Source organism: Paenibacillus sp. H1-7 (assembly GCF_022354825.1).
GTDB lineage: Bacteria > Bacillota > Bacilli > Paenibacillales > NBRC-103111 > Paenibacillus_S.
Window position 1 is genome coordinate 2227253 of the sequence record NZ_CP031168.1, and the last position, 12785, is coordinate 2240037.

At 50.2% G+C, this 12785-nt stretch carries 10 protein-coding genes; 9 read left to right on the top strand and 1 reads right to left on the bottom strand.

Going from position 1 to position 12785, the window contains the following annotated elements; genetic code table 11:
- The 5 genes from DVH26_RS10155 to DVH26_RS10175 all read left to right on the top strand — a co-directional run bounded on the left by DVH26_RS10155 (position 1) and on the right by DVH26_RS10175 (position 3721).
- The gene (locus DVH26_RS10155; RefSeq protein WP_239633574.1) at positions 1-900 is read left to right on the top strand and encodes an ABC transporter permease; all 900 of its coding nucleotides are present in this window, start codon (positions 1-3) and stop codon (positions 898-900) included.
- A gap of 13 nt (positions 901-913) precedes the next feature.
- Positions 914-1792, top strand: a complete 879-nt coding sequence (locus DVH26_RS10160; protein ID WP_239633575.1) for a carbohydrate ABC transporter permease — start codon at positions 914-916, stop codon at positions 1790-1792.
- A gap of 36 nt (positions 1793-1828) precedes the next feature.
- Positions 1829-2617 (top strand): sugar phosphate isomerase/epimerase family protein, encoded by a 789-nt coding sequence (locus DVH26_RS10165; protein ID WP_239633576.1) that lies wholly within the window; start codon positions 1829-1831, stop codon positions 2615-2617.
- Positions 2618-2721: 104 nt separating this feature from the next.
- Positions 2722-2940, top strand: a complete 219-nt coding sequence (locus DVH26_RS10170) for a hypothetical protein (RefSeq protein ID WP_239633577.1) — start codon at positions 2722-2724, stop codon at positions 2938-2940.
- 220 nt (positions 2941-3160) lie between these two features.
- Positions 3161-3721 carry a GNAT family N-acetyltransferase gene (locus DVH26_RS10175; RefSeq protein ID WP_239633578.1) on the top strand — a complete coding sequence of 187 codons (561 nt, stop codon included), beginning with the start codon at positions 3161-3163 and terminating at the stop codon, positions 3719-3721.
- Positions 3722-3920: 199 nt separating this feature from the next.
- Here the strand turns inward: DVH26_RS10175 and DVH26_RS10180 are convergent, their stop codons facing one another.
- Positions 3921-4805 carry an AraC family transcriptional regulator gene (locus DVH26_RS10180; RefSeq protein WP_239633579.1) on the bottom strand — a complete coding sequence of 295 codons (885 nt, stop codon included), beginning with the start codon at positions 4803-4805 and terminating at the stop codon, positions 3921-3923.
- 218 nt (positions 4806-5023) lie between these two features.
- Between DVH26_RS10180 and DVH26_RS10185 the strand changes: the two genes are divergently transcribed.
- The 4 genes from DVH26_RS10185 to DVH26_RS10200 all read left to right on the top strand — a co-directional run bounded on the left by DVH26_RS10185 (position 5024) and on the right by DVH26_RS10200 (position 12668).
- Complete coding sequence (locus tag DVH26_RS10185) at positions 5024-6337, top strand: ABC transporter substrate-binding protein (protein WP_239633580.1); 1314 nt, start codon at positions 5024-5026, stop codon at positions 6335-6337.
- 38 nt (positions 6338-6375) lie between these two features.
- Entirely contained in the window at positions 6376-10905 is a 4530-nt protein-coding gene (locus tag DVH26_RS10190) for a CBM96 family carbohydrate-binding protein (RefSeq protein WP_239633581.1), read from the top strand.
- A gap of 207 nt (positions 10906-11112) precedes the next feature.
- A complete protein-coding gene (locus DVH26_RS10195; RefSeq protein WP_239628707.1) occupies positions 11113-11790 on the top strand; it encodes a helix-turn-helix domain-containing protein in 678 nt (225 codons plus the stop codon).
- Between the two features lie 5 nt (positions 11791-11795).
- Positions 11796-12668, top strand: a complete 873-nt coding sequence (locus DVH26_RS10200) for an IS3 family transposase (protein ID WP_239635333.1) — start codon at positions 11796-11798, stop codon at positions 12666-12668.
- Positions 12669-12785 lie beyond the last annotated feature (117 nt).

The window sequence follows — 12785 nt, forward strand, 5'->3', positions numbered from 1 at the left end:
TTGTTCGGAAAATCCGTAAGAATTGATTCATGGGTTCTCTTGTTAATCGCATTGCCGGGTCTGGCCCACTTCCTCATCTTTAAATATATCCCGCTTGCGGGCAATATCATTGCCTTTCAGGAGTACAATTTATTCGCCGGCATTCTGCACAGCGAGTGGGTCGGCTTGAAGCATTTTCAATTTATGTTTGACTACGCCGAGTTCATGCTGGTGCTTAAGAACTCTTTGAAATTCGGTCTTTATTCCATTTTGTTCGGGTTCCCGGCCCCGTTGCTCCTGGCCCTTCTGCTGAATGAGATTCGGGTCAGCTTGTTCAAAAGGACGACCCAGACGCTGCTTTATTTACCGCATTTTCTCTCCTGGGTCATTGTCGGGGGAATCTTCACTGAGCTGCTATCCAAGGACGGACTGGTTAACCAGCTTATCCATTCCCTTGGCGGAGAAACCGTCTCCTTCCTGACCGAGCCCAAATACTTTCTTGGCATGGTCATCAGCTTGGGCATCTGGAAGGAGGTCGGCTGGTCCATGATCATTTACTTGGCCGCTATCACGGGGATTAATCCGAATCTGTATGAGGCGGCCATGGTCGACGGCGCTTCCCGGTTCCGCCAAGCCTGGCACATTACACTGCCCTCCCTGCTGCCGGCAATTATCGTTCTTCTTCTGCTTCGCATCGGCCACTTGCTGGATGCGAATGTCGAGCAGGTGCTGTTCTTCTTAAACCCGCTTGTCCGGGAGGTCGGCGAAGTGTTCGACACTTATGTATATCGGGTGGGACTCATGGGCGGTCAGTACAGCTATACGACGGCGATCGGTATTTTCAAGGCGCTGGTTGGGGTCATTCTCGTCGTCGGACTGAATAAACTGAGCCGCCGAACGACCGGTGAGAGCATTTATTAGGAGGATGTAAACCATGAACATCATGCCGCGATCGGAACGGGCGTTCCAGTGGGTGAACGGCGTTTTCTTCACCGTGCTGTGCTTCACCATGATTGCTCCTATGATCCACTTGGCGGCCGTCTCGCTCAGTAGTCCGGTCTATGCCAATAGCAAAATGGTTGTCTTGTGGCCGAAGGGCTTTCAGCTCAATGTGTATGAGGCGCTCTTCGGGATGAAGGATATGTGGAGAGCGATGGGAGTGAGCGTTTACATCACGTTAATGGGTACGCTGCTTTGCCTTATTTTTACATCGACCTTGGCCTATGCACTGACTCGTCCGATGATGCCGGGGAGAAAGCTCATTACCAGACTCATCCTGTTTACTTTTATTTTTCCCGTACCGCTCATTCCGAGCTATCTGGTCGTAAAGTCCCTTGGCATGATCAACACGTTGTGGGCGTTAATAATCCCGGGAGCACTAGGGGCTTACAATGTGTTCATTATGAAGACCTTCTTCCAAGGCATCTCCAACGAGCTGGTGGAGGCTATGAAAATCGACGGGAGCGGGGAGTTCGGAGTCTATGCGCGATTGGTGCTGCCCTTGTCGGCCCCGGTGCTTGCCACGATTGCGCTGTTTCATTCCGTTGGGACGTGGAACGCCTATTTTGGGGCACTTATCTATATCCGCTCCAAGGATTTGTTCCCGCTGCAGCTGAAGCTCAAGAACATGGTCGCGAGCAGTGCCACCGACTCGGGTCTGGATTCCATTGCCGTTGATTCAGGAATCTTCAGCAGTCCGGAAACCATCAAGGCTGCCGCCATTCTTTTCACTACGCTGCCGATTCTGATCGTATACCCTTTTCTGCAGAAATACTTCGTTAAGGGCGCCATGCTCGGCTCCTTGAAAGAGTAGTTCCAGCCATACAATAGATGAAAGAAGGTCTATCCTATGAACGTGAATGTGTTCATCAATCTGCTGCCGTATATGCACCGTGTCGACGATTGCAAGGAGCTTCTGGACCGCTGGTCCGGGGGCCTGGAGATTTCCATGGACGGGCCGAATTGGCATGAGCCGGTGAATTGGCTTGCGGAATTTCGGAGGTTTCAGAATCACCCCGGTCCGCTGAGCGTCCATTCCCCGATCTGGGAGCTGAATCTGGCCTCCGCCCGGTTCCCTATGGTGGCCGAATATTCGTATGAGGTGTACAAGGAATGCTTGGCTTGGTCGGCCCATATTGGAGCTGAGCAGATGGTGATTCATCCGAGCTTGTATTCTACGCCGCTGTTCCTGCGGAAGGCATCGCAGCTAAGAGCGATCGATAATCTCAAGCGTCTGGGGGACGAGGCGCAGAAGCTGGGCATTGATCTGGCTGTGGAGAATGTCGGGTTCCGCGAGACTGCCTTGTTTGACCAAGAGGAGTTCGTCCGGCTGTTCGAGGAAATACCCACGATATCCGCTCTCGTGGATGTAGGGCATTCGTTCATTAACGGCTGGGATACGGCGGAGCTGATCAGGACGCTCGGCACGCGGCTCAGCGCCGTCCACCTCCACGATAATGACGGTGTGGATGATTTGCATCAGCCGATTGGGGAAGGTGCTATAGAGTGGGAGCCCATCTGGAGTGCCTTGCGGGGGCTTCGACATCCGTATCGTTCCATCCTGGAGTACCAATGGGATACGTCGGTCGAGACGGTGCTGGAGCATGCCGCCATGGTAGAACGCGAGCTGTTGAAGTGAAGGTATTGCCGGAATAAGGAATCAAACCGACCTGGCCTCTGGCCGGGTTTTTTCTATGTGGTTGGTTTGGAATGTATTTTTGATCCAAAAGAGACGCTCATAACGTGACCAGTAAGCCAGTTCGGGAAATGATTCTCCAAAAACGAAACCAAACAGAGGAACCGGGGCTATTTATTTCAGAAAAACAGGGGAAACGATTAACAAGAAGAGCCGTGGAATTAATTATTGAAGAGATCGCAAAAGAAGCAGGTGTCAGGGCAAATAATTATAAAAAAGTGACGCTGTCGGGTGAGAAGAACTTAATCTCACTAAGAGCCGCGTAGGTCGCGGCTTTTTCGTTTTATCATATAAGGTTCTTGTCAAAACCAAATGACAAGAACTTTATATCATTGCCGATTTTGACAAGAATCTTATATCATTCCCGATTGACCGTCGGCGGATTAAGCTAAAGGGCAGGATAGTTAAAAAGCTTTCGCGAATACCCTACATATGGATTTACGAGTATACAAAATAAGTACCAATCTAGGTACACGGAGGGGAAATATGCTATACGGACAACGAGTAACATTAAGGCGTGTTGTTGAAGAAGATTGGGAAAAGCGATATGAATGGCTGTCCGATCCTGTAGTTAACCGAACGTTACCATCAGGAAGTGGTATGCCCCTAACACCGGAAGTGGTCAGAGAACGTACACGGAAGTATGCGCAAACAGATCTATCATCTGTCTATTTTACCATAATAAAAGAAGACGGCATCCCGATTGGAAATACCCAATTGTTTAATATCCATCCTTGGTCCAAGCATGCTGAATTTGGTATTTGGATTGGGGACAAAATGGTATGGGGGCAAGGTTATGCTACAGAAGTGACAGGTGTTGTCCTGGATTTTGCATTCGAGCGTTTAAACCTTCATAAAGTGTATTTGACGGTAGATGCTGATAATCCTGGTGCTATTCGGAGTTATGAAAAGGCTGGTTTCAATAAGGATGGCATACTAAGAGACGAAGTCTATAAAAATGGTCAATATGTCGATCGTATAATGATGAGTATTTTGAAGCATGAATACTTAAAACTATCTAGTTGTTCCAAAAAACAAAGCATATAGGAAAACCATTCTGGAAGAAACTACGAAAGATAGTGTGCTTTCTCGAAAAATTGAATGTTAAGCTAACGGGTACGATAGTGCTAATCACCATGACAAAGCTGCCGTATTATTGAACGGCAGCTTTGTTATGTTAACGAGCGGGATTTCTGGAAATTAACGGCGCTTCTATAAAACGAATCTAGGCTCCGAACTATTTATTTCAGCTCATAATGTGCAGTTGGTTGCCGGCCAAGTCCGACTTGCCTTCCCTATATTCCGATGGGGTCATTCCGATAAGCTTACGGAACACTTTCCCGAAATAGCTCAAATTATCGAAGCCGGTTTCGACAGCTATCTGTGACACAGGGATCCGGGTATGCTTCAGCAGGTGAGCAGCCTTCTCCAACCGGACGAGCCGCAAATATTCGACAGGCGACGCCCCGACATGCTTTTGAAACATTTTGCAAAAATGATTGGGGGAAACCTTCGCGACTTCCGCGATTTGAGATAAGGAGATGGACTCGTGAAAATGCTGTTCCATAAACTGCTTTCCGATTTGAACTGTTTCCGGCAAATGCCGGTCGGTGCGAACTTCTCCTTCCGAAAAGCGGAGCAGCGATAATATCCATTCATAAACGCGAAACGATATATCGTGTTTCTGGTGCTCAATCTTCTTGTTGGCAATACTGTTGTACAAGCTCCATAAAATCAAAATCGGCTCTGCAGAAGAGGGGACGAAGGCGACATGTCCGAACCGATCGATGAAATGGTTCCAATATAGCTTCGATACTTCGGTAGCATACAGCTTAATCCATATAAACTCCCAATTATCAGCGGATGAAGGGTCGAAATAATAGTAATGATCGCTTGGAATATGGACGAAAAACCCATGATTTTTCGGTACCGAGAACGTGTTCGGTCCGATGCTCAGCTTTCCTTCTCCGGACAGCGTGTATTGAAAAAGGAGCCCCTTGGTCCTTTCCTGCCCGTCAAACCGATAGCACGGATCTTGGGTCGATTCATGACCGATCGTCAAAATAAGATGTAGAGGATGTGACGAAATGTCTGGATAAGTTAGAGAACGGAATCCATGGATTGAAGGCATAATATTTTACCATCCTTGATGAAATATTACTGTTGAACTTTATACCGCCAATAAATAGAATAAAATTACAACTCGCCTTTATACCAAATTATACCACAAGGATAAGATTAGAAGGAGGGTGAAGAAGAGAAGTCTGCTTTTTTTCTGCATCGCGAATGACAGCAGGCCTATTGATATTTTGTTTTTTTGTATGCGCTTACAAACTGGGAGGGATTGCATTGAACAAAAAAACGCTTGGCGGATTGCTGCTTGGCACAGCCGTCATATTATCCGGCTGCGGTGCGGACCAAGGGGCACCGGCACCCGCAAACGAAACCGCTGTGAGCAAGAAAGACCCTGTCGAGCTGACTGTATTTTTTCCGTTTCCGGCGGATTGGCCCGAAGAGGAGTTTACGAAAACGTTCGCACAGCCGATTATGACCAAATTCCCCCATGTTAAGATCAACTATATCGCCGGGGGCAAGGTGCAGGAGCTGCTGACCGCAGGACAGAAGATCGACATCGTGTTCGCTTCCATAGGAGCAAGCCCCGCTCATCTGATGGAAAACAAGTTGGAATACGACATTACGCCGTTGATCAAAAAATATAACTTCAGCTTGGATCACCTTGAGCCAACGATGGTTGATACGGCCAAAAAGCTGGCGAACGGCGGCATGTACGGCTTGCCGGTGTACACGCCTCCTTCGGCGATTTACTACAACAAGGATATATTCGATAAGTTTGGTGTGCCTTATCCGAAGGACGGGTTAACTTGGGATGATCTGTATGAGATGAGCAAAATCTTGACCCGTATGGACGGAGGCGTACAATATTACGGACTTGGCTCCTCTTACGGCCACTTGAGCATGATGAATCATTATTCGATTCCACTCGTCGATACCGAGACGAGGAAGTCTACGTTCGATACCGATGAGAGGTGGAGGCTATTCGCCGATAACTTGATCCGATTCTATAAGCTGCCGGGCTACGAAACGGTCAAATCGAATCAAATATCGGAGCCGCACGAGAGAAACCGGTTTTTCAAGGACCGGAACGTAGCGATGTTTTTGGCGACAACGGCGCTGCACACTGCGCAGGAGATTGGAGATATGAACTGGGATTTGGCCTCCTTCCCGGTGTTTAAAGACAAGCCCGACACCGGTCCGCAGGCGTATCCGACCTACTTTTATGTGACGTCGATGAGCGAGCATAAGGATCAGGCGTTTGAGGTGATCTCGTACTTGACGACCGAGGAATACCAGTCACAGCAAATTAAGGACGGCAAATTTTTGACTTCCTTAAGAAATCCATCGCTTAGACAGATGTTCGGCCAGAACAACCCGATGTACAAAGGTAAAAACGTCAAAGCTTTCCAGCCGGATAAGTATGCCCCCGCCGGCTCGGTCAACAAATACAACGGGAATGTCAACGCGGAATTTAACACGATCGTAAGGGACGTCGTATATAACGGCAAGGATACCAATACAGCGCTTCGTGAAGCGGCCGAGCGGGCCAACAAAAAAATTCAGGAGATGGATGCCGGTACCAAGTAACGGCAAGAGGCTCCATTTATAAAAGGGAGGGGTTTTCCGTGAATGCAGCAACGAAGGCCATGAGGCAAGCTGTTCAGCCCAAGCGACTCATGGCTCTGATGATCATGATTACCTTGCTTTTCGGTTATGTTCCGGCAGCTTCCGTACAAGCGGAGCTGGTAACGAATGCCGTTCCAGCAGGGCCGAATCTGCTGGTTAACGGCAGCTTCGAGTCGGTGACAGGCGGATTACCGTCCAGCTGGAGCCGATGGGTTGCCAGCGGTACGCCGCAGTACGTTATCGATGAGGCGGTGTTCAAGGACGGCGGCAAATCGATTCGGATCCAAGCGGATGCTACCGCACGAAACAGCCTTACCCAGTCGGTTGGTGTGGAGCCGGGGGCAAGCTACCAGCTTAGTGCTTGGGTGAAAATGGATAACATCGTATCGACCGACAGAGGGGTTGTCATCCGCTACCAATTTTACAATTCGTCCAACCAGAAGATCGGCACGGACTCCTTTGCCGGAGCGCGTAAGGGGACTCAGAATTGGGAGCAAATAACGCAGAAGGTTACGGTGCCTGAAGGAGCCGTCCGCATGCTGTTCGAGCTGTTTCTTTGGAACGCTACAGGAACCGTATGGTTCGACGATGCCAAGCTGAGCAAGGAGGTGTCCATAACGGACATGATTACGACGCAGCACCCCCGGCTGCTGGCGACAGCCGCCGACTTTGCCGCCCTGCAGCAGCGTATACAAACGGACGTGCGGCTTTCAGACTGGTACGGCCGCCTTACTGTCAAGGCGAATCAAATTTTGACGGAGCCGGCTTCCCAATATGAAATACCCGACGGTGTTCGACTGCTCGCGGTCAGCCGTAAAGTGCTGGAGCGCATTCTGGCGTTGGGCATGCAGTATCGGATTAGCGGTGATTCACGCTACGCGGAGCGGGCGTGGACGGAGCTGGAGGCGGCGGGAAATTTCAAGGATTGGAATCCGAGCCACTTCCTGGACACGGCTGAAATGACGCATGCCTTCGCAATCGGTTACGATTGGCTGTACGATTATTGGACGGAAGAGCGGAGAGCGTTTCTGCGAAATTCCATTATAACGAAAGGTTTCATCCCGGCTTTGGCGGGATACAACAAACCCGAGTTTTGGGTCAACACGACGAACAACTGGAACTTTGTCGTCAACGGCGGCATCGGCATGGGCGCGCTTGCATTGGGGGATGAGCCCGAGGTAAAAGCCATGGCCGAAGACCTGCTGCAGCGCGGGTTTAACTCACTGCCGAAAGCATTGGGCCAATGGGCGCCTGACGGCGGCTGGTACGAGGGACCTGGCTATTGGCAATATTCGATCCAATATATCGGGGTTTACTTCAAGGCGCTTCAGACGGCGCTCGGAACCGATTTCAACTTGTCGCAAAGCCCGGGCTTGCCGCAAAACGGTGATTTCCCGATTTTTATGTCCAGTCCGGTCAACCAAATATTCAATTTTGCGGACGCCGGCTCGGGTGTGCCTAACTCTCCGTCGCTGCATTGGTTCGGAGAGCAGTTCAACAAGCCGGAATACGGCTGGTGGCAGACGCAGCGTGTCAACATGAACCCGTCTCCGCTCGATCTGCTCTGGTATATGCCGAATAACTATGCGGGGCCTCGTGCAGCCAATGTTCCGTTAGACAAATACTTCCGCAACGTGGAAGCGGTCACCTTTCGCAGCGCCTGGGAAGACCCGCAAGCTTTGTATGCCGGCTTCAAGGGCGCCAGTGAGCAGAAAAACCATCACAATCTCGACGCCGGAACGTTTGTATTCGATGCTCTTGGCGTAAGATGGGCGCAGGAGCTTGGCGCAGACAACTACAATTTGCCCGGCTATTTCGGCAATCAGCGATGGAACTACTACCGGATGCGGGGCGAGGGGCAGAACGTGCTTGTCATTAACCCCGGGCAAGGACCGGAGCAGGACGACTCGAAGAGCATTGTGATCAACCGGGTCGAATCGACGCCGCAGGAAGCGCTCGCAGTTGCCGATTTGACCGCAGCTTACGCAAGCGAGGTTCATAAAGCCGAGCGCGGCATCCGGCTGCTCGATAACCGTCGGCAGATGCTCGTACAGGATGAAGTGCATGCGAAAGCGCCTTCCGACTATTGGTGGTTTATGCACACTTCGACCGATATTAAGGAAATCGCGAAGGACGGCAGCTGGGCTATGCTGTCCAAGGACGGCAAAAGGCTGTGGGCGCGCATATTGTCGCCGTCGCAGGCTAAGTTTGTCATGATGGATCCCGAGCCTCTGCCGACATCGCCTAATCCGGATGGGCAAAATCCGAACAGCGGCATCCGCAAACTTGCTATCCACGTCGAGGATGTGCAGAATTTGCAATTATCGGTACTGATGGTGCCTTTACGCGAGGGAGAAGCCCCGCCTACACAGCTTCCGGCGGTACAGCCGCTGTCCCAGTGGCAGACAAACGCCGCAACGGCTCCACTGCTGAGCGGTATATCGCTGGATGGCGTTCCGCTGGCCGGCTTTGAAGGCAGGACCTTCACATACGATGCGGCACTGCCTCTAGGGACGACGAACGCTCCGATTGTGACGGCGACTGCGGCCGATGCTGGCGCGTCTGTAACGATCTCGCAGGCGGACAGCTTGCCTGGTGCCGCATGGATCGATGTATCGAAGCCCGGCGGAGGAAGCGCACGGTATGCGGTGTACTTCCCTGGAAAATCCAATGCAGGGCAGGCGGGCTTGCCAATTGTCGCCGTGACGGCGAGCGGAGATGACGGGAACGTTCCGTCGAATACGATTGATGACGATTTGGGAACCCGCTGGTCAGCTCTTGGGGACGGACAGTGGATAAGCTATGACCTGGGTTCCGCCCAAACGGTGCGCAGCGTGTCCATAGCCTGGTACAGAGGAATGGAACGCACCTCTTCGTTCGATATCGACGTATCGGCTGACGGCACGAGCTGGGCACGTGCATTTAGCGGCAGCAGCTCCGGGAATACCGACGAGCCGGAAAATTACAATACTGGCGAGCAGAACGTGCGCTATATTCGAATCGTCGGACACGGAAACTCGCAGAACGAATTTAACAGCATCTCGGAAGTCCGTATTTACGATCAGGTAGTTCCCGGTCAGACCAAGCCGCCGAGCTTGAAAACAGTAGCTCTCGCGTCCGACTTGACGGAACTGAAGGTGACGCAATCGGCGCAGCTCCACCTTACCGGAAGGATGACGACGGGCGAACCGCTCGATAGGAGCCGGGCGACGGTGGAATACGTGTCCACCGACAAGGACGTCGTATCGGTGAGCGGATCAGGGCTTGTGACAGCAAATGGGGTGGGGACGGCCAAAGTAGCGGCATTCGTTGAGCTTGACGGCTATCTCAAATTCGCGACGGTCGAATTTCAGGTCATCGATCCGCTCAGCCTTAAGCTTCTGCCGGTCAAGGACGCTTTCGTGAGGAGCGGTGACTACGCCGATACGAATTATGGAACCGCCACCAGCCTGACGGTCAAAAAGAGCACACCCAACTTCGGACGAGAGACTTTCTTCCAATTCGATTTGAACGGTATAGCCGGCGATTTGAACTCGGCTGTTCTGTACCTATATGGGGTGACGAACGATACAGCCGGAACGGAAGTAGACAATACGGTCCGGGCGGTAAGCAACGACAGCTGGATGGAAAAGGAAGTGACCTGGAACAACAAGCCTGAAACCCAAGAGCCGCTCTCGACGGTTACCGTCGACAATGTGGCGGGGTGGCGCGCGTTTGACATCACGTCTTATATCGCCGGGCAGCTATCCGGAGATAAGACGGCGAGCATGGCGATTGTTCAAGATGTATCGTCTGGATTGGCTACCAATTTCAATTCCAGGGAGAATGGCAGCTTCAAGCCCTATCTGGAGCTTAAGCTGACCGATAGCACCGCCCCTGTCATCGGCGTCTCAGGTGTAACAGAAGGCCTTAGCTACCCGGTAAGCGCGTCGCCCGTCGTCACGGCGAGCGATGTTGAGACCGGAGTGAAGAGCTTGATCGTCAAGCTGAACCAGCAGCCCTTCGTGTCAGGAACGGCCGTAACCGCGCTGGGGCTTCACACCTTGAGCGCATCGGCAACCGATTTTGCGGGCAATCAGGCGAGCGAGTCCGTCACGTTTGCCGTCTATGATCCGGCGCGTGGCCCCGTTACCGTAGCAGGGTGGTTCCCAGAATCGACTGCAGGCGATACGGTTACGGGAAACACATACGGCAAAATCCATCTTACCGGCAAGCTAGGCTATGGTGGCAGCTACTTACCCGAAGGAATGGGGATACATCTCCAGTCGAGCGGACTTAAGCTTGTGATGAGCAGCTTTCAATATCTTGTCATTGACGATAATCGCGTCATCGTAGAAGGATCAGCGAGAGGTGCGGACAATGAACGGTATGTCGTCAGGTTGACTTTGACAAAGAACGAGTCCGGAAGCCCGAGACCGACGACGACCGCTTCCTTTGTTTTGTGGAAAGGAGATGAGACCGTCCCAGTCATGACTGTAACTGATCAGCCTCTTACCGGTGCCGTGACGTTCCATAAAGCTCCTGAATAAATTTTATTTTCTTCAGACATCAACCCAATACCAAAACAATAGTAGGGACTCATAATTTGGAAAGGGGTCCCTCTTTTATTGAAGTAGTTTGTCATTGATAGCTTTATAAAAAAACTAAGACGCGGCTGTCGGCATGAATGATATGCTCCCCTTGCGGTAGACAGGTGAAAAAATAAAACCTGTTTATTGTAAAGAGGAGCTTTTTTCATGGCTAGAGGAAAATATAATGCGCTAGAGAAACTCAATATTCTCGAAGAAGTGTTAAGGGGAGAGATTGGTTTTCTAGCTGCTGCTAAGAAATATGAGATCAACAAAACAACTTTGATGAAATGGCAGCGGCGCTACAAGCTTTATGGGGCTGAGGGTCTGGTGAGCCGTACACATAATCAAAGTTATACCGCTGAATTTAAACTCCAAGCGGTGAAGGATTATCTTGAAGGGGGATTATCCCAATACCAGATCATTGAGAAATACAAGATAGCTAGTACGAGACAACTTTCCGACTGGATTAAGAAGTATAATGGTCATAGCAGCTTAAATGCCTATAAAGGGGAACCAAAAGCTATGACAAAGGGTCGTACTACTACGTGGCAGGAACGGATAGAGATTGTTCAGTATTGCTTGACCAATCAGCATGACTATCAAAAAACAGTGGGACAATTCCAGGTCTCCTACCAACAAGTGTATCAATGGGTGAAGAAGTTTGAAGATGGTGGTCAAGATGCGTTAAAAGATGGCCGGGGCAGAAAGAAAGCCCCGGAAGAGTTAACGGAGGCTGAGCAGCAGAAACTCAAGATGAAGCAGATGGAGTATGAAATTGAGCGCCTACGGGCCGAAAATGCATTTTTAAAAAAGTTAGAGGAACTCGAAAGAAGGCGACGCTAGGTCATATACGACAAGAAACGGTTTACCTTGCCATTCGAGCGCTTCACAAGGATGAATCAATGAGTATTCAGCATCTCTGTGAAATTGCTAGAATTGCACGCTCAAGCTATTACAAGTGGTTAAATCGCGAACCCAGCTCTCATGAGTTAGAGAATGAGCAGCTGATGCAAGTGATGATGGACATCTACGAGAAAGTAGAGCGTACTTTTGGGTATCGTCAATTAACCCTGCATATGTGCAAACAAACCGGAAAAGCGATCAACCATAAACGTGTATATCGGTTGATGAAGCTAAAGGCAATCCAGTCCGTAATCCGTAGGAAGAAACCAAAATATATGCGTTCTACTCCACAACAAGTGGCAGAGAACCTGTTAAACCGTGAGTTTCAAGCAACAGCGCCTAATGAGAAATGGGTAACAGATGTTACCGAATTTAAATATGGCCATGGTCAGAAGGCTTATTTAAGTGCCATTCTCGATCTTCATGATAAATCTGTCGTCTCCTATGTTATGGGACATTCCAATAACAACCCATTGGTATTTCAGACTTTGGAGCGAGCCTTACAAGCGGCCCCTGGAAGCAGGCCTATGCTGCACAGCGATCGTGGTTTTCAATACACATCGCTGGACTTCAAGAAGATTTTGGATGAGAACAAGATGTCTCAGAGCATGTCTCGGGTTGGGCGATGCATCGATAACGGCCCAATGGAATCGTTCTGGGGAACTTTAAAGTGCGAGAAGTATTACTTACACAGGTACGAAACTTTTGATGACCTCAAGAGAGATATTGAGGCTTATATCTGTTTCTACAATAATGAACGATTACAAGCAAAATTAAACGGCCTTAGTCCGATGGAATTCAGGAACAAGGCCGCTTAACTGTTTTATTATTTGTACTGTCTACTTGACGGGGTGCTGTTCAGAATCGGCAGCCGCGTTAAGCTGTTAACAGCAGGATACTTCCAATACGTGCTATTATTGAATTGTTTTTGGAGC